The 21,751-nt window shown below is 62.4% G+C and carries 23 protein-coding genes and 1 tRNA gene; 10 read left to right on the forward strand and 14 right to left on the reverse strand.

Annotated elements, in window-relative coordinates; translation table 11 throughout:
- The 9 genes from ABY403_RS02510 to ABY403_RS02550 all read right to left on the reverse strand — a co-directional run.
- Positions 1-344, reverse strand: a 344-nt coding sequence (locus tag ABY403_RS02510; RefSeq protein ID WP_372838384.1) for a 2Fe-2S iron-sulfur cluster-binding protein, incomplete at its 3' end; no start/stop codon positions are given.
- A gap of 2 nt (positions 345-346) precedes the next feature.
- A complete protein-coding gene (locus ABY403_RS02515; RefSeq protein ID WP_372838387.1) occupies positions 347-646 on the reverse strand; it encodes a hypothetical protein in 300 nt (99 codons plus the stop codon).
- The gene (gene sdhA / locus ABY403_RS02520) at positions 646-2,451 is read right to left on the reverse strand and encodes a succinate dehydrogenase flavoprotein subunit (RefSeq protein ID WP_372838389.1); all 1,806 of its coding nucleotides are present in this window, start codon (positions 2,449-2,451) and stop codon (positions 646-648) included. Before sdhA ends, ABY403_RS02515 begins: the two co-directional genes overlap by 1 nt.
- Before the next feature lie 9 nt (positions 2,452-2,460).
- Positions 2,461-2,832, reverse strand: coding sequence for a succinate dehydrogenase, hydrophobic membrane anchor protein (locus tag ABY403_RS02525; RefSeq protein ID WP_372838391.1), 372 nt, complete (start codon positions 2,830-2,832; stop codon positions 2,461-2,463).
- A gap of 11 nt (positions 2,833-2,843) precedes the next feature.
- A complete protein-coding gene (gene sdhC / locus ABY403_RS02530; protein ID WP_372838394.1) occupies positions 2,844-3,239 on the reverse strand; it encodes a succinate dehydrogenase, cytochrome b556 subunit in 396 nt (131 codons plus the stop codon).
- A gap of 358 nt (positions 3,240-3,597) precedes the next feature.
- Positions 3,598-4,629, reverse strand: a complete 1,032-nt coding sequence (locus tag ABY403_RS02535; RefSeq protein WP_372838397.1) for a MaoC family dehydratase — start codon at positions 4,627-4,629, stop codon at positions 3,598-3,600.
- Positions 4,630-4,833 carry a DUF1737 domain-containing protein gene (locus ABY403_RS02540; protein ID WP_372838400.1) on the reverse strand — a complete coding sequence of 68 codons (204 nt, stop codon included), beginning with the start codon at positions 4,831-4,833 and terminating at the stop codon, positions 4,630-4,632. It lies immediately after the preceding gene.
- Positions 4,833-5,384 (reverse strand): NnrU family protein, encoded by a 552-nt coding sequence (locus tag ABY403_RS02545; RefSeq protein WP_372838402.1) that lies wholly within the window; start codon positions 5,382-5,384, stop codon positions 4,833-4,835. Before ABY403_RS02545 ends, ABY403_RS02540 begins: the two co-directional genes overlap by 1 nt.
- Before the next feature lie 9 nt (positions 5,385-5,393).
- Positions 5,394-6,251 (reverse strand): CoA ester lyase, encoded by an 858-nt coding sequence (locus ABY403_RS02550; RefSeq protein WP_372838404.1) that lies wholly within the window; start codon positions 6,249-6,251, stop codon positions 5,394-5,396.
- 168 nt (positions 6,252-6,419) lie between these two features.
- Here ABY403_RS02550 and ABY403_RS02555 point away from each other — a divergent pair, with 168 nt between their 5' ends.
- The gene (locus ABY403_RS02555) at positions 6,420-6,551 is read left to right on the forward strand and encodes a hypothetical protein (RefSeq protein WP_372838408.1); all 132 of its coding nucleotides are present in this window, start codon (positions 6,420-6,422) and stop codon (positions 6,549-6,551) included.
- A 147-nt stretch (positions 6,552-6,698) separates the two neighbouring features.
- Here the strand turns inward: ABY403_RS02555 and ABY403_RS02560 are convergent, their stop codons facing one another.
- Positions 6,699-7,436 carry a sulfite exporter TauE/SafE family protein gene (locus ABY403_RS02560; protein WP_372838410.1) on the reverse strand — a complete coding sequence of 246 codons (738 nt, stop codon included), beginning with the start codon at positions 7,434-7,436 and terminating at the stop codon, positions 6,699-6,701.
- A 157-nt stretch (positions 7,437-7,593) separates the two neighbouring features.
- Here ABY403_RS02560 and mdh point away from each other — a divergent pair, with 157 nt between their 5' ends.
- From mdh to lpdA, 8 genes are all read left to right on the forward strand, one after another.
- Entirely contained in the window at positions 7,594-8,556 is a 963-nt protein-coding gene (mdh, locus tag ABY403_RS02565) for a malate dehydrogenase (RefSeq protein WP_372838412.1), read from the forward strand.
- A gap of 231 nt (positions 8,557-8,787) precedes the next feature.
- A complete protein-coding gene (sucC, locus tag ABY403_RS02570) occupies positions 8,788-9,981 on the forward strand; it encodes an ADP-forming succinate--CoA ligase subunit beta (protein ID WP_372838415.1) in 1,194 nt (397 codons plus the stop codon).
- Positions 9,982-9,985: 4 nt separating this feature from the next.
- Positions 9,986-10,870 carry a succinate--CoA ligase subunit alpha gene (gene sucD / locus ABY403_RS02575; RefSeq protein WP_372838418.1) on the forward strand — a complete coding sequence of 295 codons (885 nt, stop codon included), beginning with the start codon at positions 9,986-9,988 and terminating at the stop codon, positions 10,868-10,870.
- A 5-nt stretch (positions 10,871-10,875) separates the two neighbouring features.
- A complete protein-coding gene (locus tag ABY403_RS02580) occupies positions 10,876-11,517 on the forward strand; it encodes a hypothetical protein (protein WP_372838420.1) in 642 nt (213 codons plus the stop codon).
- Positions 11,518-11,545: 28 nt separating this feature from the next.
- Complete coding sequence (locus ABY403_RS02585; protein ID WP_372838422.1) at positions 11,546-14,503, forward strand: 2-oxoglutarate dehydrogenase E1 component; 2,958 nt, start codon at positions 11,546-11,548, stop codon at positions 14,501-14,503.
- A gap of 97 nt (positions 14,504-14,600) precedes the next feature.
- On the forward strand, positions 14,601-15,818 hold the full coding sequence (gene odhB / locus ABY403_RS02590; RefSeq protein ID WP_372838425.1) for a 2-oxoglutarate dehydrogenase complex dihydrolipoyllysine-residue succinyltransferase: 1,218 nt from the start codon (positions 14,601-14,603) through the stop codon (positions 15,816-15,818).
- A 68-nt stretch (positions 15,819-15,886) separates the two neighbouring features.
- On the forward strand, positions 15,887-16,285 hold the full coding sequence (locus ABY403_RS02595; RefSeq protein ID WP_372838427.1) for an MAPEG family protein: 399 nt from the start codon (positions 15,887-15,889) through the stop codon (positions 16,283-16,285).
- Positions 16,286-16,348: 63 nt separating this feature from the next.
- Positions 16,349-17,737, forward strand: coding sequence for a dihydrolipoyl dehydrogenase (gene lpdA / locus ABY403_RS02600; RefSeq protein WP_372838429.1), 1,389 nt, complete (start codon positions 16,349-16,351; stop codon positions 17,735-17,737).
- A gap of 68 nt (positions 17,738-17,805) precedes the next feature.
- Here the strand turns inward: lpdA and ABY403_RS02605 are convergent, their stop codons facing one another.
- Both ABY403_RS02605 and ABY403_RS02610 read right to left on the reverse strand, forming a co-directional pair.
- Positions 17,806-18,450, reverse strand: coding sequence for an SDR family NAD(P)-dependent oxidoreductase (locus ABY403_RS02605; RefSeq protein WP_372838431.1), 645 nt, complete (start codon positions 18,448-18,450; stop codon positions 17,806-17,808).
- Between the two features lie 68 nt (positions 18,451-18,518).
- Positions 18,519-18,977 carry a DUF1178 family protein gene (locus ABY403_RS02610; RefSeq protein ID WP_372838433.1) on the reverse strand — a complete coding sequence of 153 codons (459 nt, stop codon included), beginning with the start codon at positions 18,975-18,977 and terminating at the stop codon, positions 18,519-18,521.
- Between the two features lie 153 nt (positions 18,978-19,130).
- On the opposite strand from ABY403_RS02610, the gene ABY403_RS02615 reads away from it, so the two are divergent.
- Positions 19,131-20,729, forward strand: a complete 1,599-nt coding sequence (locus ABY403_RS02615; protein ID WP_372838436.1) for a GMC family oxidoreductase — start codon at positions 19,131-19,133, stop codon at positions 20,727-20,729.
- 231 nt (positions 20,730-20,960) lie between these two features.
- On the opposite strand, the gene ABY403_RS02620 is transcribed toward ABY403_RS02615, so the two are convergent.
- A tRNA-Met gene (locus ABY403_RS02620) sits at positions 20,961-21,037 on the reverse strand.
- A 48-nt stretch (positions 21,038-21,085) separates the two neighbouring features.
- Positions 21,086-21,751, reverse strand: a 666-nt coding sequence (locus ABY403_RS02625) for a DeoR/GlpR family DNA-binding transcription regulator (RefSeq protein ID WP_372838438.1), incomplete at its 5' end; no start/stop codon positions are given.

Below are 21,751 nucleotides of genomic sequence, written 5' to 3' on the forward strand. Positions count from 1 at the left end.
AGTGGGTAGATTTTTACGTCACCCTTGATCTCGTCCAGCCCATAGATGCAGGCCAGCGTGTTGATCCCGTCGATGTTCATCGAGCACGACCCGCAAATACCCTCGCGGCAAGAACGGCGGAAGGTCAGCGTCGGGTCAATTTCGGTCTTGATCTTGATCAGCGCGTCCAGAACCATCGGGCCGCAACTGTCCATATCGACGAAATAGGTATCCACGCGCGGGTTCTCGCCCGTGTCTGGATCCCAGCGGTAAATGCAAAACTTGCGGACGTTCTTGCCCTCGGGCTTCGGCCAGGTCTTGCCGACGCGGATTTTCGAGTTTTTCGGCAGAGCGAACTGAACCATGATTATCCCTTCCAGTCTGAGCGGGAATAGAGCGGCTGCGACGGGCGCTGGCCGGATTTGTTGATGACGCAGGTCTCGAACACCGCCGCAGGATCACGCCCTGCGATGTAGTCCGATGAGATCGTAAGGTCGAGGTAGCCGCCGGGGCCGTCGGAGCCAAAACCCACCCCGATTTCGCCGCGCGGTTGCGCGGCGAGGCGGGCAGTTTCGAGACAGTCGCGTTCGGCCCGTTCCAGCGGCACAGGCCCGCAGCCAGCCACAAGGGCCGCTGTGGCAAGTGTGTATGCCGCCAAGTAGCGCATCAGTACACGCGCTTTTTCGGGGCGAGCTTCTTCGGGTCGATGCCGCCATCCTTGAAGGCCGTCAGCGGCTCGGTATGCACCGGGCGATAGCTAAGATCGACCTTGGCCCCATCGACCCGCGCGATCGTGTGCTTGCGCCAATTCTTGTCGTCACGCTCGGGGTAATCCTCGTGCGCGTGTGCGCCTCGGCTTTCCTTGCGCGCAGCGGCACCGGTAATTGTCGCCAGCGCGTTCGGCATCAGGTTCGCCAGTTCAAGCGTTTCCATCAGGTCCGAGTTCCAGATCAGCGAGCGGTCGGTAACCTTGAGATCGCCCATTTTCGCGGCGATCCCGGTCATCAGTTCGACGCCCTCGGCCAGCACTTTCTCAGTGCGGAACACGGCCGCGTTGTCTTGCATCGCGCGCTGCATTTCCAGCCGCAGTTCGGCCGTCGAAATACTGCCCTTGGCGTGGCGCAATGCGTCGAACCGCGCCAGCGACGCATCGACCGAAGCGGTGTTGAGGGTCGGATTCGGCGCATTGGCATCAACCACCTGGCCCGCCCGGATCGAGGCCGCGCGGCCCAGAACCACAAGGTCGATCAGGCTGTTGGCACCCAGACGGTTCGCACCGTGCAAGCTGGCGCAGGCGGCTTCACCAACCGCCATGAGGCCAGGAACCACCGCATCAGGCGCACCCTCTACCGGGTTGAGCACTTCGCCCCAATAGTTGGTGGGAATACCGCCCATGTTATAGTGCACGGTCGGCAACACCGGGATCGGCTGCTTGGTGACGTCAACGCCAGCAAAGATCTTGGCGCTTTCGGTGATTCCGGGCAGCCGCTCGGCCAGCAGTTCGGGCGGCAGGTGGCTTAGGTTCAGGTAGATATGGTCCTTGTTCGGGCCCACACCGCGCCCTTCGCGGATTTCCATCGTCATGCAGCGCGAAACCACGTCGCGGCTGGCGAGGTCCTTGAAGGTGGGCGCATAGCGTTCCATGAAACGCTCGCCTTCGGAGTTGGTCAGATACCCGCCCTCGCCGCGTGCGCCTTCGGTAATCAGCATACCGGGGCCAAAGATGCCGGTCGGGTGGAACTGAACGAACTCCATATCCTGTAGCGGCAATCCTGCGCGCGCCACCATGCCGCCGCCGTCGCCGGTGCAGGTATGCGCCGAGGTGCAGTTGAAATAGGCCCGGCCATAGCCGCCGGTCGCCAGCACCACCATTTTCGCGTTGAACACGTGCAGGGTGCCGTCGTCGAGTTTCCACGCCACGACACCTTGGCACGCGCCGTCTTCACCCATGATCAGATCAAGCGCGAAGTATTCGATGAAGAACTCGGCGTTGTTCTTGAGGCTTTGGCCATAAAGCGTGTGCAGCATCGCGTGGCCGGTACGGTCGGCGGCAGCGCAGACACGCTCTACGGGCACGCCGTCACCGTATTCGGTGGTGTGCCCGCCAAACGGGCGCTGGTAGATCTTGCCCTCTTCGGTGCGGCTGAAGGGCACGCCGTAGTGTTCCAACTCGTACACGGCCTTTGGGGCTTCGCGTGCGACATATTCCATGGTGTCCATGTCGCCCAGCCAGTCCGACCCTTTGACAGTGTCGAACATGTGCCATTGCCAGCTGTCGGGGCCCATGTTGCCAAGGCTTGCGGCGATGCCGCCCTGTGCCGCAACCGTGTGGCTGCGGGTCGGGAACACCTTGGTCACGCAAGCGGTGCGCAAACCCTGTTCGGCCATACCAAGTGTAGCGCGAAGCCCGGCACCGCCAGCCCCCACCACAACCACGTCGTAATCATGCGTTTCGTATTCATATGCAGGCATGTCGATCTCTCAGTTCGCGATGCGGATAAGCGCGTAAAGCACCGTCGCCGTGATCAGGTAAGACAGCGAAACCACGAAGATCGTCAGATACCTGCGTGTCCGGCCCTTGGTATAGTCGATCAGCACCGAACCCGCGCCGTGCGGAAAATGCATCATCGCGATGAAGAACACCAACCCCGTGACGATCGCCGGAATCGGCCGCGAAAAGGTCGCCACCACGCCGGCATGATCCTGCCCGAGGGCGTGACCGAAGATGTAAAGGAACACCGGCATCAGAAAGGCCAGCCCGGTCGCCGTCAGCGTCATGTGCTTGTGGGTATCGGTGCCGTGATGAGCCGGCCCCTTGCCTTCAGCACGTTTGCGGTCCGTCAGATAGCGCATGTCTAGCCCTCTCAGATGACGATGAGTGTGAGGATGGTCAGCACGACCGACCCGATAACGCAGACCCAGCCGAGCAATTCGGCCGTGCGCAGATCAAGCCCCTTGGCAGTGTCCCACAGAAGGTGCCGCAGCCCGCCCAGATAATGGTACCAGACCGCTAGCAACGAGAGGGTGAACACCAGATCACCGAACCACGAGGTTGCCACGGCATTTGCGGTGGCAAATGCCTCGGGGCCGATTGCTGCGGCCAGCAGCCACCAGACCGCCAACAGCACACCAAACATCATCCCGATGCCGGTGACCCGGATCATGATCGACGAGAACGACGTGATCTGCGGCCTGAAGATAATTCTGTAGGTGGTCAAGTGGGGGGAAAGAGGCCGGTCTACCCGGTTGGAGTCCGCCATGTTGGGTCCCTCTGTCGCTTGGCGTCCGCGACGCAGGGCAAGCCTGCTCGGCGGCGCTGGCTGAATGATGCCCCCTCAATAGCGCAAATTTCGGCCAAGTCACGCCCCGCCGAACCAAAATATGCAACTTTTTTCTTCTTTCACGTCGATGCCGGGCGCATATGTGATCACGAAATACCGCACCCGGCCAGTGTGTTACCGCTCGCACCCTTGCGCGCAGCGTGCTGACCGCGCCGCCCCGTGCGGTGGCTGCGCAGTATTGTCGTAGCCTTTGCTCGGGTGCCGGATGCCCCGCGCCACCGTGCGCGCGGGCATTACCTGATGCCAAGCCGGTCAGCTTTGGGGCAATGTCACGCGCTTATAGAGGCATCAGCGCCCAGTAATCGAGGTCGAGCAATACCTCGGGCGCGTATTTGCCATCGTCACTTTTTAATGCAAAGGGCGCGGCCCCCTGTTTGGTCGCCACCAGCCGCAAGCGCACGGCACCCACGCCCGGTGCCATAGTCTCGGCGCGATCAAGCACCTCGGACCACGCGCGCACGGTATCGCCCGCAAAGCAGGGGTTGGCGTGCGTGCCCGCGTTCAACGCCACGATCATCTGCGCGTTGGCCAGCCCGTTAAACGAAAGCGCACGGGCAAGGCTGATAACATGGCCGCCATAAATCAGCCGCCGTCCATCGGGCCGCTGTGTAGCATCGAAATGCACCTTGGCGGTGTTTTGCCAAAGGCGCGTGGCCAGCATATGTTCGGCCTCTTCGATGGTCACGCCATCAACATGGTCGATCCGCTCGCCCACCGCATAATCGGCCCAGCGGTGCGGCTCTCCCGCCAGCCCGAAATCGTAATCGGTAAAGCGCAGCCCTTCCGGCACCACCAGATCGGTGGCCGCGACTGATCTGGCAAGTTCGGGCACCACTGGCACCGGGGCCGGTGCGGATGCATCGCGTTTGCGCACCATCACCCAACGCACATATTCCAACACCACCTCGCCGTGCTGGTTCAGCCCGCGCGTTCGCACATAGACCACACCCGAAGTGCCGCTAGAGTTTTGCTTCAGCCCGATCACTTGGGATTCGGCCGCCAGCGTATCGCCCGGCCAGACCTGACGCAGCCAGCGCCCCTCGGCGTAGCCAAGGTTGGCCACCGCGTTCAGGCTGATGTCGGGCACGGTCTTGCCGAATACCAGATGAAACGCCGCAAGATCGTCCATCGGCGCAGCTGCCAGCCCGCAAGCGCGCGCGAAAACATCTGAAGAATAAAGCGCCCCGCGCGCCGGATATAGCGCATGATAAAGCGCGCGCTCCCCCCCCGAGACGGTTCGCGGCACCGCGTGGCGGATCGTTTCGCCCAGACGGTAATCCTCGAAAAAGCGCCCCGGGTTGGTCTTCATCTATTGCTCTCCCAGCTTCATTTCGGGGTGGTAAGGGGTGCTTGTGTCCTTCACCACCGCCTGCGCGCAGCGCATCACGCCGCGCGCGGCATCAAAGGCATAGGCGGGGCTTCCGTGCAGCGCCCAACCCTTGGACAGCGCAAGGCTGACCTTGTGGCAAAACGCCGAAGTGTCATCGTCAGTCAGCAGCCGATAGACTTGCATCACATCACCGCCACAAAGGGGTTGTGGCCAAGCCAGATGTGAATGCCGGTCGCCACGCCGAATATCAGCACGGTTGCGACAAGGTTCTTGGCGTCGCCCGTAAGGCTGCCGGGTGGCGGGCGCTTCCACTTCGATGCTCGGTTGATCAGCACCATTTCCGCAACGGCCCAAAGCCCCAAGCCGCCGAACAGCACTAGCGAAACGCTGTCACCGTTCACCAGCAAGTGCGCCAGCGCCCAAACCAGCACGCCGGTCAGCATGGGATGACGCATCTTATTGACCAACACGCCCTTGGTGCCGCTGACCCCAAGCAAGTATATCGCCACCACCATCGCTAGGTTGTTGACGTGCACCCCCCAAGACGGCGTGTGGTATAGCTGCACCTGCGTAGCAGCGCGAAACCCCAGCACCATCAGCACGATGCCCAAGACCGACAGGCCCGCGACCATCGCCTTTGCGCTATCGCCCATGCTGGCGCGCGCTTTTGGTGCGATGCGTTTGAACATGTGGGAGCCGACCCACAATAATAGACCCAGAAGCAGAACCGTCATGACGCCCTCTCAGGTTGCATTCAGCGCGGCGATCGCTTGCGCCTTGGCCAGCGTTTGCCGCGCCGTGACGATATGCAGGTTTTCGACGATCTTTCCATCCACAACCGCAACACCCTGCCCCGCCGCCTCGGCTGCCTCGAAAGCCGCAATCTGGCGGCGTGCAAGCTCGATTTCGCCCTCGGAAGGCGCAAAGACCTCGTTGGCGATTTCCAGTTGCGCGGGGTGAATCAGTGTTTTGCCGTCAAAGCCCATGTCGCGGCCTTGCACGGATTCTGCCCGCAAGCCGACGTCATCCTTGAAGGCGTTGTAAACGCCATCGATGATCGTCAGCCCATTGGCCTTGGCCGCCAGCAGGCAAAGCCCCAAGCCCGCCTGTAGCGGCAACCGATCTGCGCGAAAGCGGCTGCCGAGTTCCTTGGCAAGGTCGTTGGTGCCCATCACCATGCCCGCCAGCCGCGGGTGCGCCGCGATTTCGGCGGCGTTCAGCATACCGCGCGCGGTTTCCATCATCGCCCAAAGCGGCAGAGAGGGAACCCGCTCTGCCACCGCTTGCAGATCGGCCGCAGACGACACCTTGGGGATCAACAGCGCGTCAATATCGGCCCCTGCAAAGGCGGAAATATCCGCCTCACCCCACGTGGTATCAAGCCCGTTCACCCGGACGATCCGCGCGCGCCGACCGTAATCGGTGGCGGCGAGCGTGGCCTGAAGCAATGCGCGCGCCGCAGGTTTTTCATCGGGTGCGACGGCGTCTTCCAGATCGAAGATAATCGCATCCGCCGCCAGTTCGCGCGCCTTTTCCAACGCGCGGTCTTTCGACCCGGGGATGTAGAGCACCGAACGATAAGGGCGGGCGGACGGGTTCATGATTCTCTCCCTCGCAATAATCTTTCGCCAAGGACCACATTTTCAGCATATTCGGCAAGCCCCGATGTGCCGCGCCGCAGCAAAACGCGGGAACGAGCGCACGGTTCACCGCGTCTTGGCCCGTGGGCGCGACGCTCGGCAAGGAATTGCCAAGGCCAAGGGGGCCCCATGTCGCAGAGATCAATCTTAATGGCGCTCGGGTTCGGGCTTTTGATTCTGGCGGCACCACAAGTGCGCGCCGAACCTGCCCACAACGCGCCACATGCGGTGGCGACGGTTGAACGCAGCGCCTTGTGGTGAGGCGCACCACGCTCTGCGCGAAATCGGTGCGCGCAGTTCCTGCCCGATGCGGCGGAATGTAAATCCATCAACTGGCTGCACACCGGGTTGCCTGTTGGAGGTGGGTGGTCAAGCCTTGAGCAAGGTTTCCGAAATCTACCTTCGGCCTCAGATCGCCTGCCACAAAAGCCGCAGCGAGATTGCAAGCAATGTCCATGTGACGATGCGGAAAAACACTTCTTGCGGGATCACCCGCGTCAAGCGCACGCCCCCAAATACCGCCAATGCCGCAGGCACCATCAGCACCGCTGCGATCTTCAAACTCGCGAAAGAAAGTTGGCCAAGTGCATAATATGGCACCAGTTTTATCGCGTTGATCCACGCGAACAGAATGGTCGAAGTGCCCGCGAAGGTCAGCTTGTCCATGCCCAGTGACAGCGCATAGACCTGCCACGGCGGGCCGCCGGAATGGCTGACAAAACTGGTAAAACCACTGATCGTGCCCCAAAAGATACCGGGCCCCACCCGCGCCTTGCGCGCCCCAATAATCCTTGGCCGCAAAATGGCATTCGCCGCGAAAATAGTGCCGATCACGCCGATCAACGCCGTCACCGCGCGCTCGGACACCATGCTTGATGTCGCCCAGCCAATTCCAACGCCCAAAACCGCTGCGGGTGCCACAATCGCCAGAACGCGCGCGTTGAACGCCTTGCGCCAAGCCCATAGCCCGAAGGCGTCAGAGACCACATAGACCGGCAAAAGCAGCCCCGCCGCGGCGACCGGATTCATGACCTGCGCCAATAGCGGCACCGCCAGCATACTGACAACCGGCAGCCCGCCTTTCGACAGCCCCACCAGCAGCGCCGCCACCACCGCAAACGCCCAACCGGCAACGCCCAAATCCATTTTGCCCCCGCCTCCGTTTCGCGGTGCCTTAGCGTAATCCGGGCGGCAAAGGAATGCCCGGCGCATTGCTGCGATGCAGCGGACTTGCGCGAAGCCGCCCAAGGGGCTAGGCAATTGCCCGTCAGTCTTTTTGTAAACATCCTGACCGGAGGAATTCATGGCCAGACCCAAGATCGCGCTGATCGGCGCGGGGCAGATCGGCGGCACGCTCGCCCATCTTGCAGCGATCAAGGAATTGGGCGACGTCGTCTTGTTCGACATCGCCGAAGGCACGCCGCAAGGCAAAGCTCTCGACATCGCAGAATCGGGCCCGTCCGAGGGTTTCGACGCCACGATGAAAGGCACCAACAGCTACGAAGACCTTGCGGGCGCTGATGTCTGCATCGTCACCGCTGGTGTGCCCCGCAAGCCCGGCATGAGCCGCGACGACCTTTTGGGCATCAACCTCAAGGTGATGAAATCGGTCGGCGAAGGCATCAAGACGCATTGCCCCGACGCTTTTGTTATCTGCATTACCAACCCGCTTGACGCGATGGTCTGGGCGCTGCGCGAGTTTTCTGGCCTGCCGCACAACAAAGTTGTTGGAATGGCGGGTGTGCTTGATTCGGCGCGCTTCCGTCACTTCCTTGCGGTCGAGTTCAACGTCTCGATGCGCGACGTGACCGCCTTCGTGCTGGGCGGCCATGGCGACACGATGGTGCCCTTGGCGCGCTATTCGACCGTGGGCGGCGTGCCGCTGCCGGACCTTGTGAAAATGGGCTGGACCACGCAAGACCGTCTGGACGCGATCGTGCAACGCACCCGTGACGGCGGTGCCGAAATCGTTGGCCTGCTGAAAACCGGTTCGGCCTTCTACGCACCCGCCACCTCGGCGATTGAAATGGCCGAAGCCTACCTTAAGGATCAAAAGCGCCTGCTGCCCTGCGCGGCCTATGTGGATGGCGCGCTTGGCCTGAACGGCATGTATGTGGGTGTGCCCACCGTGATCGGCGCGGGCGGCATTGAGCGGATCGTGAACATCACGCTCAACAAGGACGAACAGGCGATGTTCGACAAGTCGGTCGAAGCCGTGAAGGGCCTTGTTGCGGCCTGCAAGGCAATCGACCCCTCGCTGGCATAAGCCAGACATTACAACTAAGGGCGCGCCCCAACGGCGCGCCCTTGATATTTGCGGCAACAAACGAATCGTCGCCCAAGCATCCCCCATTTTTGTGATCACGCGCCAGAAAGCTGTGATCACAAAGGTTCGATTTCCCGTCGCCCCACTGCATTTGCAGCAAAAAGCGTTTTGCACCGCCCCCCTTTCCGTGCGAAAGACGGCGCCAATCGCAAGCCACATGGGACATGGGCCATGAATATCCACGAATACCAGGCGAAGGCGCTGCTGCGCAGCTATGGCTGCCCGGTTTCTGACGGACGCGTAGTATTGCGCGCCGAAGACGCCAAGACCGCAGCGGGCGAACTTGATGGCCCGCTCTGGGTGATCAAGGCGCAGATTCACGCCGGGGGCCGCGGCAAAGGCAGCTTCAAAGAGCCAGAGGCGGGTCTCAAAGGTGGCGTGCGGCTGGCGCGCTCGGTCGAAGAGGCCGAAGTGCTGACCAAGCAGATGCTGGGGCGCACGCTTGTTACGCACCAGACCGGCCCGGCGGGCAAGCAGGTCAACCGCATCTACATCGAAGACGGCTCTGACATCGCGCGCGAGCTTTATCTTGCGCTGCTGGTCGATCGTGGCAGCAGCCGCATCTCGTTTGTGGTTTCGACCGAAGGTGGGATGGACATCGAGGAAGTGGCCGCCAAGACCCCCGAGAAAATCATCTCGTTCTCGGTCGATCCGGCCTCGGGCCTGTCTGATTTTCACGGCCGCCGCGTTGCCTTTGCGCTCGGGCTGGAAGGCGCGCAGGTCAAGCAATGCGTCGCTTTGGTGAAAAACCTCTACCGTGCCTTCGTTGAGAAGGACATGGAGATGCTCGAAATCAACCCGCTGATCGTGATGACCGACGGCAACCTCAAAGTGCTCGATGCCAAGGTCGGGTTCGACAACAACGCGCTTTACCGCCAGCCCGAAATCATGGCTCTGCGCGACGAGACCGAGGAAGACCCCAAGGAACTCGCCGCCTCGAAGTTCGACCTCAACTACATTGCGCTGGATGGCGAAATCGGCTGCATGGTGAACGGCGCGGGGCTCGCGATGGCCACGATGGACATCATCAAGCTTTACGGCGCGGCACCCGCCAACTTTCTTGACGTGGGCGGTGGCGCCACCAAGGAAAAGGTCATCGAGGCCTTCAAGATCATCACCTCGGACCCGAACGTCAAAGGCATTCTCGTCAACATCTTCGGCGGCATCATGCGCTGCGACATCATCGCCGAGGGCATCGTGGCGGCGGTGAAAGAAGTGGGCCTGCAAGTGCCGCTGGTGGTTCGGCTAGAGGGCACCAACGTCGAGTTGGGCAAAGAAATCATTCAGGGCTCGGGCCTCAACGTGATCGCCGGCGACAACCTTGCCGACGCCGCACAGAAAATCGTCAAAGCGGTGAAGGGGTAAGATCATGGCCATTCTCGTCAACGAAAACACCAAGGTCATCTGCCAAGGCTTCACCGGCAGCCAAGGCACGTTCCACAGCGAACAGGCCATCGCCTACGGCACCAAAATGGTTGGCGGCGTAACCCCCGGCAAGGGCGGCAGCCTGCACCTCAACCTGCCCGTGTTCAACTCGGTGCACGAGGCGCGCGCGGTCACCGGGGCCAACGCATCGGCGATCTACGTGCCGCCGCCGTTTGCCGCCGACTCGATCCTCGAGGCGATCGACGCCGAGATGGAATTGATCGTGTGCATCACCGAGGGCATCCCGGTGTTGGACATGATGCGGGTCAAGCGCGCGCTTGAAGGGTCGAAAAGCCGCCTGATCGGGCCGAACTGCCCCGGCGTCATCACCCCCGACGCCTGCAAGATCGGCATCATGCCGGGCCACATCCACCGCCGCGGTTCTTGCGGCGTGGTCAGCCGCTCGGGCACGCTGACCTATGAGGCGGTCAAGCAGACCTCGGACCTCGGGCTTGGCCAATCGACCGCGGTCGGCATCGGCGGCGACCCGATCAAGGGCACCGAACATATCGACGTGCTCGAGATGTTTCTGGCAGACCCCGAAACCACCTCGATCATCATGATCGGTGAAATCGGCGGCGCGGCGGAAGAAGATGCGGCGCAGTTTCTGATCGACGAGAAAAAGCGCGGCCGCTGGAAACCGACCGCAGGCTTCATCGCCGGCCGCACCGCCCCCAAAGGCCGCCGCATGGGCCACGCAGGCGCGATCGTTTCGGGCGGCAAGGGCGATGCGGAAAGCAAGATCGAAGCCATGCGCGCCGCCGGAATCGTGGTTGCCGACAGCCCCGCGGGCTTGGGCGAAGCGGTAATGAAGGCGCTAGGGCGCTAACGGCGATGCGCGCAGTTGCCTCGCAGGTGCTGAAGGTCGCGATTGGTCTGGGTGTTGGCGCCGCATTTTTTGCGGCGCCCGCCTTTGCCGGAACGATGTCGGAGGTGGTAGATATCTGCTCCGACCCGCTTTCTACGGGGCTGCAAAAGCGCGATCTTTTTGCGATTTCTGGCTGGGCACCGCTTGCAAGCGACGCGACGCCTGCACTGACAGATCTGGCCACCGCGCTAGTCATCGGGTTCACCATGGGGATGCCCGATCTCGAAGAGCGCTTTGGCCTTGCTTCTGTCTTGGCAGGCAACTTTGCCGCAATGACCGACAAAGGCGCAATGACGCTTTGGTCGCGCGACGGCGCGGTTCTGGCGCTCAACATCGATAAAACCCCCGAGGGCGGCGAACATATGGCGTGCTATTTCGCCATGCCCCCAAGCGACGAGACGTTTGAAATTGCGCGGGTTTACGGTGAGCCAGAAGTTTTGCCGGAACTGGAGCTGATGGCGGTGCGGTTCGATGAAACCGCAATTCGCTTTCAGCCCGACGTCGAATACCAGATGTTTTCGACTTGGACGCGCCTTACCTCTGACCCGCTCCGCACGCCTCTGACTGATGCCTATCGGTTAGAGCGGATCGAAATACAGCCGAAATGACCCCGTTCTTTACCCTCAGAGGTCTCAAATGACTGACCAGACCCCCAACGACGCCTTTCACGCCTCTTCGTTCCTGCAAGGCGCGAATGCCGATTATGTCGAGCAGCTTTACGCCCGCTTTGCCGCTGACCCCAGTTCGGTTGATACGGCATGGGCTGCGTTCTTTCATTCGCTGGGCGATGCCGAGCTGGATGTAAAGCGGCAGGCAAAAGGTGCCAGCTGGGATCGGCAAGGCTTGCAGCCGGCGCCCGTTGACGACTTGACCGCCGCACTGACAGGCGAGTGGCCGGTGCTGAAAGAGGCAAAGGCGGCGGGCGACAAGATCCGCGCCAAGGCCGAAGAAGCCGGAGTCGCGGTTTCGGATGAATCGCTGAAGCGCGCCGTGCTCGATTCCGTGCGCGCGCTGATGATCATTCGCGCCTACCGTATTCGCGGCCACTACGCCGCCGACCTTGACCCGCTTGGCCTTGCCGGGCGCGACGAACACCCCGAGCTTGACCCCAAGGCCTACGGCTTTGGCGAAGCCGACATGGATAGGCCGATTTTCATCGACAACGTGCTCGGCCTCGAAGTGGCCTCGATGCGCCAGATCATGGACCTCGTGAAGCGCACTTACTGTGGCACCTTCGCGCTGCAATACATGCATATTTCAGACCCCGAACAGGCGGGCTGGCTGAAAGAGCGGATCGAGGGCTACGGCAAGGAAATCACTTTCACCCGTGAGGGTCGCCGCGCGATTCTGAACAAGCTGGTCGAGGCCGAGGGCTTTGAGAAGTTCCTGCATGTGAAATACATGGGCACCAAGCGATTTGGCCTCGACGGGGCCGAGGCGCTGATTCCGGCGATGGAGCAGATCATCAAGCGCGGCGGTGCGCTGGGGGTAAAGGAAATCGTCATCGGCATGCCGCACCGCGGCCGCCTTTCGGTGCTGGCCAACGTGCTCAGCAAACCCTACCGCGCGATTTTCCACGAGTTTCAGGGCGGCAGCTACAAGCCTGAAGACGTGGACGGATCGGGCGATGTGAAATACCACCTCGGCGCCTCGTCTGACCGCGAGTTTGACAATAACAAGGTGCACCTATCGCTGACCGCCAACCCCAGCCACCTAGAGGCGGTGAACCCCGTCGTGCTCGGCAAGGTGCGCGCCAAGCAAGAACAGCTTGGCGACAAGACCCGGCATCAGGTTCTGCCGGTGCTGCTGCATGGCGATGCGGCCTTTGCAGGCCAAGGCGTGGTTGCGGAATGTTTCGGGCTTTCGGGTCTGGTCGGGCACCGCGCGGGCGGCACCATCCACATCGTCGTCAACAACCAGATCGGCTTCACCACGGCACCGTCCTTCAGCCGCTCGTCGCCCTACCCCACCGACATCGCGCTGATGGTCGAAGCGCCGATCTTCCACGTCAACGGCGATGACCCCGAAGCGGTGGTGCATGCCGCAAAGGTCGCGACCGAGTTCCGCCAGAAGTTCCACAAGGACGTGGTGCTCGACATCTTCTGCTATCGCCGCTTCGGGCATAACGAAGGCGACGAGCCGATGTTCACCAACCCCTTGATGTACAAGGCGATCAAGGGCCACAAAACAACGTTGCAGCTTTATACCGAGCGCCTCGTGGCCGATGGCCTGATCCCCGAGGGCGAGATCGAGGATATGAAGGCGGCGTTTCAGGCCACGCTTAATGAGGAATATGAGGCGGGCAAGAACTTCCTGCCCAACAAGGCTGACTGGCTCGATGGCCGTTGGCGCCACCTCGACCGAGAGCGCAGCGAATACGATGCAGGCTCCACTTCGATTTCGCCGGAATTGATGGCCGAGGTCGGGCATGCCTTGACGCGCGCGCCCGATAGCTTTGATCTGCACAAAACCGTGGCCCGCCAGCTGGATAACAAGGCTGAGATGTTCAAGTCCGGCAAGGGCTTCGACTGGGCAACAAGCGAGGCGCTCGCATTCGGCAGCCTAGTGGCCGAAGGCTTTGGCGTGCGCCTTTCAGGGCAGGATGCGGCACGCGGCACGTTCAGCCAGCGGCACTCGGCCCTCATCGACCAAACCACCGAAGAACGCTACTACCCGTTGAACCACATCAAGCCCGGGCAGGCGCGCTACGAGGTGATCGACTCGATGCTGAGCGAATATGCCGTGCTCGGCTTCGAATACGGCTATTCGCTGGCCGAGCCGAACAGTCTGGTGATGTGGGAAGCCCAGTTCGGCGATTTCGCCAACGGCGCGCAGATCATGTTTGACCAATTCATCAGCTCGGGCGAACGCAAGTGGCTGCGCATGTCGGGTCTGGTGGTGCTGCTGCCGCACGGTTTTGAAGGCCAAGGCCCCGAGCACAGCTCGGCCCGGCTTGAGCGGTTTTTGCAAGGAAGCGCGGAAGACAACTGGATCGTCGCCAACGTCTCGACACCGTCCAACTATTTCCACATCCTGCGCCGCCAGATCCACCGGCCATTCCGCAAGCCACTGATCTTGATGACCCCGAAATCGCTGCTGCGCCATCCTATGTGCATCTCGAACGCGGACGAGTATGTCACCGGCAGCTTCTTCCGCCGCGTGCTTTGGGACGATGCGCAGGGCGGGCAGTCTTCAACCAAGCTAGTGGCAGATGACAAGATCCGTCGCGTCGTGGTCTGTTCGGGCAAGGTCTACTATGATCTGCTGGCCGAACGCGACAAGCGGGGCATCAACGATGTCTATCTGCTGCGGCTCGAACAGTTCTACCCGTTCCCGGCGCATTCGATGGTGACCGAACTTGGCCGCTTCAAGCAGGCGGAAATCGTCTGGTGCCAAGAAGAGCCAAAGAACCAAGGGGCCTGGAGCTTTGTCGAACCGAACCTCGAATGGGTGCTGACCCGCATCGGCGCGGCCCACAGCCGTGCCCGCTACGCCGGACGCCACGCTTCGGCCTCGCCCGCAACGGGCCTCGCCTCGCGCCACAAGACAGAGCAAGAGGCGCTGGTAAACGACGCGCTGAGCATCGCTGAATAATCCCTTCGTCGTGGCAGGCACTGCCTGCCCGACGGCCGAAACGAAATCTGGCAGAGCCCCTCAACACGGGCCAAGCCACAGTCAAAGAGGTCAAGAGATGACAGACGTGATGGTGCCCTCACTGGGCGAAAGCGTGTCGGAAGCCACCGTGGCAACATGGTTCAAGAAGGTGGGCGATGCGGTCGCGCTGGACGAGATGCTGTGCGAGTTGGAAACCGACAAGGTTTCGGTCGAAGTGCCTTCGCCTGTTGCCGGGGTTCTGACAGAGATCCTCGCCCCCGAAGGTGCCACCGTCGATGCCAAGGCGCGGCTTGCGATCATTAGCGAAGGTGCTGCGGCCACCGCACCCAAAGCCGCTGCCGCCGCACCCGCCGCACCCGCTGCCCCCGCCAAGGCAGCAAAAGCCGCGAAAGACGTGGAAGATGCACCCGCCGCGAAAAAGGCGCTGGCCGAAGCCGGCATTTCGCGCGACGCCGTGCAAGCCTCGGGCCGCGATGGCCGGGTGATGAAATCCGATGTCGCCGCCGCTGTGGCCGCCTCTGCCGAGGTCGCACCCGCCGCAGCCGCGCCTGCCCCGGTCAGCGCGCCACGTGCCCCGGTTCCGGCCGGTGACGCGGCCCGCGAAGAGCGTGTCAAGATGACCCGCCTGCGCGCCACCATCGCGCGGCGCTTGAAAGACGCGCAGAACACCGCCGCGATGCTGACGACCTATAACGAGGTCGACATGTCGGCCGTCATGAGCCTGCGCAATGAATACAAAGACATATTCGAGAAAAAGCACGGCGTGAAACTGGGCTTCATGTCGTTCTTCGTGAAAGCTTGCACCAATGCGCTGAAAGAGGTCCCCGAGGTCAATGCCGAGATCGACGGGCAGGACGTGGTTTACAAGAACTACGTCCATATGGGCGTCGCCGTCGGCACGCCCTCGGGCCTCGTGGTGCCGGTGGTGCGCGATGCCGACCAGATGAGCTTTGCCACGATCGAGAAAAAGATCGCCGAACTTGGCCTGCGCGCCCGCGACGGCAAGCTGAGCATGGCAGAGCTGCAAGGCGGCAGCTTTACCATCTCGAACGGTGGCGTTTATGGCTCGCTGATGTCCTCGCCGATCCTCAACCCGCCGCAATCGGGCATTCTGGGCATGCACAAGATTCAGGATCGCCCGGTAGTCGTGGCGGGGCAGATCGTGATCCGCCCGATGATGTATCTGGCACTTTCCTATGACCACCGGGTCGTGGATGGCAAAGGTGCGGTCACCTTCCTCGTGCGCGTCAAAGAGGCGCTTGAAGATCCGCGCCGCCTGTTGATGGAACTCTGAACAAACGCTGGCAGCCGCCCCGTTCAGGGGCGGCTCTGGCGGCCAGACCGCGAAACGGAAAGCACTGCATGACCCCCGAACTCACCGCACTTGCCCTTGCCGCGCTGCTGCAAATCGTCCAGATCGGGCTTGTGGGCTGGTCTACCGCACGCGATGTAGGTGGGTCTGAATGGGCCGGAAGCCCGCGCGATACGCCGCCGCCAAAACCGCTTTCGCATACTACCGGGCGGCTTATGCGGGCGACAAGCAACCACTTCGAGGGGCTCGCCTTTTTCACCATTGCTGTGCTTGTTACCACGTTGTCCGGGCAATCCACCGCCTTTACCGCCGCCTGCGCCTGGGCCTACCTTGGTGCGCGCGTCCTATACGTTCCCGCCTATGTGGCGTCTATCGGATCGACCCGATCACTGGTCTGGACGGTAGGGTTTGTCGCCACACTCGCCATGATCCTCGCCGCGCTTTTCTGACACCCGCACTACTGCATTGCCGAAATACCGCCGGCACCCCAGACCGAAACAGGGAGACCCGACATGTCCAGCTTTGACGTCATCATCATCGGCGGTGGCCCCGGTGGCTATGTCTGCGCCATCCGCTGCGCGCAGCTTGGGCTGAAAACCGCGCTTGTCGAGGGCCGCGAGACACTGGGCGGCACCTGCCTCAACGTCGGTTGCATGCCCTCAAAGGCGCTATTGCACGCGACCCACTGCTTGCACGACGCCGAGCACAACTTTGCCACCATGGGTCTCAAGGGCAAATCGCCCTCCGTCGATTGGAAGCAGATGCAGGCCTACAAGGACGATGTTGTGGCCACCAACACCAAGGGCATCGAGTTCCTTTTCAAGAAAAACAAGATCACCTGGCTCAAGGGCTGGGGCAGCATTCCCGCCCCCGGCACCGTCAAGGTGGGCGAAGAAACGCATGAGGCTAAACACATCGTCATTGCGACCGGGTCTGAACCCTCGTCCCTGCCGGGCGTAAGCGTCGATGAAAAGACCGTGCTCACCTCGACCGGCGCACTTGCTTTGGGCAAGATTCCGAAGTCGATGGTGGTGATCGGCGCGGGTGTGATCGGGCTGGAACTCGGCTCGGTCTATGCCCGGCTTGGCTGCGAAGTGACGGTGGTCGAATACCTCGACGCCATCACCCCCGGCATGGATGCCGAGGTGGCAAAATCGCTGCAACGGATTCTGACCAAACAGGGTCTGCGCTTCATCCTCGGTGCCGCGGTGCAGGGGGTAGAGGTCGCCAAGGGCAACGCCACCACCCGCTACAAGCTGCGCAAGGATGAAAGCGAAGCCAGCCTCACCTCTGACGTGGTTCTGGTTGCCACCGGGCGCAAACCCTATACCGAAAACCTCGGCCTCAAAGAGGCTGGGGTAGAGCTGTTGCCCCGCGGCCAAATCAAGACCGACGCTCATTTCGCAACCTCTGCCCCCGGCATTTATGCCATCGGCGATGCGATTGTCGGCCCGATGCTTGCGCACAAGGCCGAAGACGAAGGCATGGCGCTGGCCGAAATCCTCGCGGGCCGCGCCGGGCATGTGAACTATGATGTGATCCCGGGCGTTATCTACACCACGCCCGAAGTGGCCTCGGTCGGCAAGACGGAAGAACTGCTGAAGCAGGAGGGCCGCGCCTACAAGGTTGGCAAGTTTTCCTTCATGGGCAATGGCCGCGCGAAAGCGATGTTTCAGGGCGAAGGCTTCGTCAAGATTCTTGCCGACGCCACCACTGACCGGATTCTTGGTGCCCATATCATTGGCCCCAGCGCGGGCGATTTGATCCACGAGATTTGCGTGGCGATGGAGTTTGGCGCATCGGCAGAAGACCTTGCGCTTACCTGCCACGCCCACCCGACCTGCTCGGAAGCGGTGCGCGAAGCGGCGCTTGCCTGCGGAGATGGCGCGATCCACGCCTGACGGATACCGGGCGAGGCTGTATCAGGTGCACACCGCCGCTGCCCTTGGCTGCGGCGGTTGCGGCGCTGTTAGAACGGGATCGGCGTGCCGTCCAAGCTTTCAAAACAGCCTGTTGTGGCAACAGAAAGCGCCTCGAAGCGCGCGGCCAGACCGGCCGCCGATTCCTCGGCAGAGATTTCGGCACCGCTACCGCCCATTCCGGTTTTCACCCAACCGGGGTGGTAAATGCCGATCGCAATTCCTGCTGGTGCCAGATCAACGGCAAGGTTGCGGCCAAGGTTCAGCACCGCCGCCTTGGAGGCGCGATAGATGTAAGAGCCCCCCGGCGCGCGCGCCTGCGAGGCCATCTGCGATGACATGATGGCGATCTTGCCCTTCGCCGCGCGCAGGTTGGGCAATAGCGTCTGAATCGTCAGGAACACCCCGGTCACATTGGTCGCAAGCCCTGCGGCCCAAAGTGCCGCGGGATAGCCGTCTTCCAGCCGCTGACCCTTGTCAGGATAGACGCCTGCGTTGCAGATCAGCAGCGACAGCGGCTTGCCAGCAAGGCGGCGCGCCAGCCGCGCGTGGCTTTCCGGGTCGGTCACGTCAAGCCGCTCGAACCCGTCGCCGGGCTTGCGCGAGGTGCCAATGACCGATTGCCCCGCCCCACGGTAATGCGCCACCAAGGCCGCGCCAATGCCGCGATTTGCGCCGGTTACAAGAACGTTCATAAGCCTCCCCCAAGTCATTGCTGGGCCCTAGTCTGCCGATTGTGGCTATACTGGCAAGGGGGGTGGGCTCAGTTGGTTCTGCGACGTGGCAGGAATGGCAGCGGCGCAACTGGAACACCGTCTTCCAGCAATGCGCGGGCATCCTCTAGCCGCGCCTCGCCGTGGATCGGGCGTTCGGGCTGTGCGCCTTCGTGCATGGCGCGCGCCTCGGCGGCAAAGTTGAGCCCTACATAATCCGAGTTTTCCTCAACCTGCTTGCGCAGCGCAGCAATCGCGGCCTCTATCTCACTGGCCGGCGCACCAAGCGCGTTTTCTGCGGGTATTTCGGCCGGAGCCCCGGCACTTGCGCCTGCCGCAACACGCGCGGGAACCACGGAAGGTGCCATCAGAGATTTTTCAACTGCGTTCGAGCCGCAGACGGCGCAGCTGAGCCGCTTTTCAGCTTGCAACCGATCAAACCCCTCCGCCGAGGGGAACCAGCTATCAAAGCTGTGTGCATTGTCGCATTTGAGCGTGTAGCGGATCATTCTTTGGCCTGTCTGGGCGATGTCACCCTTTTATAACAGATATTCTCTGCAAAGCAGAATGCAAGCGCGACCAAGCGGGCGACCGGCTGGCCAGCTTCCACTTGCCTCGCGCGCGCGTTCGGTGACTATTCGTCTCGGGCAGAGGAGACGCGCATGGAAACCTACGACTATATCGTTGTCGGCGCGGGGTCGGCAGGCTCGGTCTTGGCCAACCGGCTAAGCGCCGATCCGGCAACCCGTGTGCTGCTGCTAGAGGCCGGCGGGCGCGACAATTATCACTGGATTCATATTCCGGTAGGCTACCTTTACTGCATCGGCAACCCGCGCACCGACTGGTGCTTTTCGACCGAGCCGGAGGCCGGGTTGAACGGGCGCGCCCTTGGCTACCCGCGCGGGCGGGTGCTGGGCGGGTCGTCCGCGATCAACGGCATGATCTACATGCGCGGGCAAGCGGCCGATTTTGACGGTTGGCGCCAAGCGGGTTGCACCGGATGGGGTTGGGATGACGTGCTGCCGCTCTATCTGGCGCAGGAAGACCATCACGGCGGCGAAAACGCGCTGCATGGCGCAGGCGGCGAATGGCGGGTGGAACGCGCGCGGGTGCGATGGGAGGTGCTCGACGCCTTCCTCGATGCTGCCGTGCAAGCGGGCATTCCGCGTAGCGACGATTTCAACCGGGGCGACAACGAAGGCGCGGGCTACTTCGAGGTCACGCAGCGCCGCGGCGTCCGCTGGACCACGGCAAAGGCCTTTTTGCGCCCCGTCATGGGGCGCCCCAACCTGCGCGTGCTGACCGGCGCGCAGGCCGAACGGGTGCTGATCGAGGCGGGCGAGGCGCGAGGCGTCGTGGTGCACCACGAAGGGGTCTCCAAAACCTTCCTCGCCGCGCGCGAGGTGGTGCTGGCGGCGGGTGCCATCGGCACGCCGCATCTGCTGGAACTTTCCGGCATCGGACGCGGCGATGTGCTGACGGCCAACGGCATCACGCCCCAGATCGAGGTGCCGGGCGTGGGCGAGAACCTGCAAGACCATCTGCAATTGCGGCTCGCCTTCAAGGTGCAAGGCGTCAAAACGCTGAACACACTAGCAAACTCGATCTGGGGCAAGGCGATGATTGCCGCCGAATACGCGCTGAACCGGTCAGGCCCAATGTCGATGTCGCCCAGCCAAGCGGGCATCTTTACCCGATCCGGCCCCGAAAAGGCGACGCCGGATCTGGAGTTTCACATCCAGCCCGTCAGCCTCGACAAGTTCGGAGAAAGGGTGCACCCGTTCCCGGCGGTGACCGCCAGCGTATGCAACCTGCGCCCCGAAAGCCGCGGCTCGGTGCACCTGAAAAGCCCCGACTTTCGCGCAAGCCCCGCGATTGCGCCGAACTACCTGTCCACCGAGGCCGACCGCGCCGTGGCTGCCGCCTCGATCCGCCTGACCCGCCACATAGCCGCACAACCCGCCTTTCAGCGGTTTCACCCCGAGGAGTTTCGCCCCGGCCCGCAAGCGCAGACCGAGGCAGAACTGGTACGGGCGGCGGGCGACATTGGCACCACCATCTTTCACCCGGTCGGCACCGCGCGGATGGGCGCAGACACAGGTGCCGTGGTTGACCCAAGGCTGCGGATGCGCGCGGTCGGGCGGCTGCGCATCGCAGACGCGTCAGTGATGCCCTCGATCACCTCGGGCAACACCGCCGCCCCGGTCATGATGATTGCCGAAAAAGCTGCCCGGATGATGCGCGAGGATGCGCGGGCGTGATGCAAGCTGCCGTTTTGTGCGGCCAAGTCGGTTCATTTCCGCGCGGGCTTGGAGGGGGCCGATTCGGCGCAATGCGCCCTGCGTATGCGGAAACGGGCTGCGCCCCCGGTTCATCGCCAACCGAAGGGTGATCTGCTGCTTCGCCTAACGCCTGCGGATCCGCGTCAGCGCCAAGCCCAGCTGCAACTCTGCCAGCATAAGCTACTGAAAAACTGGCTTTGTGAAGAAAGTTGGTGGCGAGGGGGGGACTCGAACCCCCGACCCCGTGATTATGAGTCACGTGCTCTAACCAGCTGAGCTACCTAGCCACTCCGCGCGGTGGGTAGTGCGCGCAGGCTGTGAGGTCAAGTGGAAACTCAAGGACCGGGCTGCGCTATGCAGGTACGGGTCTGCCAGTCAGCGCAGGCTTGCGCCAACGGCGCGGGCGGGGCCGCATCGGTTACCCAAAGATCAAGCTCGGCCAGAGAGGCAATGCGCACTGGCGCGCTGCGGGCAAGCTTGCTGGCATCGGCCACCAACGCCGTCGCACGGGCATGGCGCAGAATGGTCTGACTGACCCCGACCTCGGCCAGATCAAAGTCGAGCAAATCACCCGAAGCATCAAGCGCCGAGGCACCAATGACCGCCAGATCTACCTTGAACTGCTCGATAAAGCGCGCCGTCAACGCGCCCACCAACCCGCCATCGGAACGGCGCAGGCTTCCGCCCGCCAGCACCACCTCGCAGCCCTCGTTGGGGGCAAGAATGTTGGCGACATTGATGTTGTTGGTTACCACCGTGATGTTGCGATGCCCAGAAAGCGCACGCGCCACCGCCTCGGTGGTGGTGCCAAGGTTCAGAAACAGCGACGAATTATGCGGTATTTCCGCAGCACAGGCGCGCCCGATCGCGGCCTTGGCAGCGGCATTCATGCCCCGGCGCGCCTCGTAGCCGATATTGGCCATGCCCGAGCGCACCACGGCACCGCCGTGCACCCGCTCCAATTGCCCTGTCTCGGCCAAATCGGCCAGATCGCGGCGGAT

Origin of the sequence: Phaeovulum sp. (assembly GCF_041596715.1) — a bacterium.
Taxonomy (GTDB): Bacteria; Pseudomonadota; Alphaproteobacteria; order Rhodobacterales; family Rhodobacteraceae; genus UBA6213.

Excerpts from the sequence above, each read along its gene's own strand:
- ABY403_RS02525 (WP_372838391.1), bottom strand. The coding sequence starts at position 2,832 with ATGCGCTATCTGACGGACCGCAAACGTGCTGAAGGCAAGGGGCCGGCT.
- sucD (WP_372838418.1), top strand. The coding sequence starts at position 9,986 with ATGGCCATTCTCGTCAACGAAAACACCAAGGTCATCTGCCAAGGCTTC.
- sucC (WP_372838415.1), top strand. The coding sequence starts at position 8,788 with ATGAATATCCACGAATACCAGGCGAAGGCGCTGCTGCGCAGCTATGGC.
- ABY403_RS02585 (WP_372838422.1), top strand. The coding sequence starts at position 11,546 with ATGACTGACCAGACCCCCAACGACGCCTTTCACGCCTCTTCGTTCCTG.
- sdhA (WP_372838389.1), bottom strand. The coding sequence starts at position 2,451 with ATGCCTGCATATGAATACGAAACGCATGATTACGACGTGGTTGTGGTG.
- ABY403_RS02555 (WP_372838408.1), top strand. The coding sequence starts at position 6,420 with ATGTCGCAGAGATCAATCTTAATGGCGCTCGGGTTCGGGCTTTTGATT.
- sdhC (WP_372838394.1), bottom strand. The coding sequence starts at position 3,239 with ATGGCGGACTCCAACCGGGTAGACCGGCCTCTTTCCCCCCACTTGACC.
- odhB (WP_372838425.1), top strand. The coding sequence starts at position 14,601 with ATGACAGACGTGATGGTGCCCTCACTGGGCGAAAGCGTGTCGGAAGCC.
- ABY403_RS02545 (WP_372838402.1), bottom strand. The coding sequence starts at position 5,384 with ATGACGGTTCTGCTTCTGGGTCTATTATTGTGGGTCGGCTCCCACATG.
- mdh (WP_372838412.1), top strand. The coding sequence starts at position 7,594 with ATGGCCAGACCCAAGATCGCGCTGATCGGCGCGGGGCAGATCGGCGGC.
- ABY403_RS02605 (WP_372838431.1), bottom strand. The coding sequence starts at position 18,450 with ATGAACGTTCTTGTAACCGGCGCAAATCGCGGCATTGGCGCGGCCTTG.
- lpdA (WP_372838429.1), top strand. The coding sequence starts at position 16,349 with ATGTCCAGCTTTGACGTCATCATCATCGGCGGTGGCCCCGGTGGCTAT.
- ABY403_RS02580 (WP_372838420.1), top strand. The coding sequence starts at position 10,876 with ATGCGCGCAGTTGCCTCGCAGGTGCTGAAGGTCGCGATTGGTCTGGGT.
- ABY403_RS02550 (WP_372838404.1), bottom strand. The coding sequence starts at position 6,251 with ATGAACCCGTCCGCCCGCCCTTATCGTTCGGTGCTCTACATCCCCGGG.
- ABY403_RS02535 (WP_372838397.1), bottom strand. The coding sequence starts at position 4,629 with ATGAAGACCAACCCGGGGCGCTTTTTCGAGGATTACCGTCTGGGCGAA.
- ABY403_RS02560 (WP_372838410.1), bottom strand. The coding sequence starts at position 7,436 with ATGGATTTGGGCGTTGCCGGTTGGGCGTTTGCGGTGGTGGCGGCGCTG.
- ABY403_RS02595 (WP_372838427.1), top strand. The coding sequence starts at position 15,887 with ATGACCCCCGAACTCACCGCACTTGCCCTTGCCGCGCTGCTGCAAATC.
- ABY403_RS02515 (WP_372838387.1), bottom strand. The coding sequence starts at position 646 with ATGCGCTACTTGGCGGCATACACACTTGCCACAGCGGCCCTTGTGGCT.
- ABY403_RS02610 (WP_372838433.1), bottom strand. The coding sequence starts at position 18,977 with ATGATCCGCTACACGCTCAAATGCGACAATGCACACAGCTTTGATAGC.
- ABY403_RS02615 (WP_372838436.1), top strand. The coding sequence starts at position 19,131 with ATGGAAACCTACGACTATATCGTTGTCGGCGCGGGGTCGGCAGGCTCG.
- ABY403_RS02540 (WP_372838400.1), bottom strand. The coding sequence starts at position 4,833 with ATGCAAGTCTATCGGCTGCTGACTGACGATGACACTTCGGCGTTTTGC.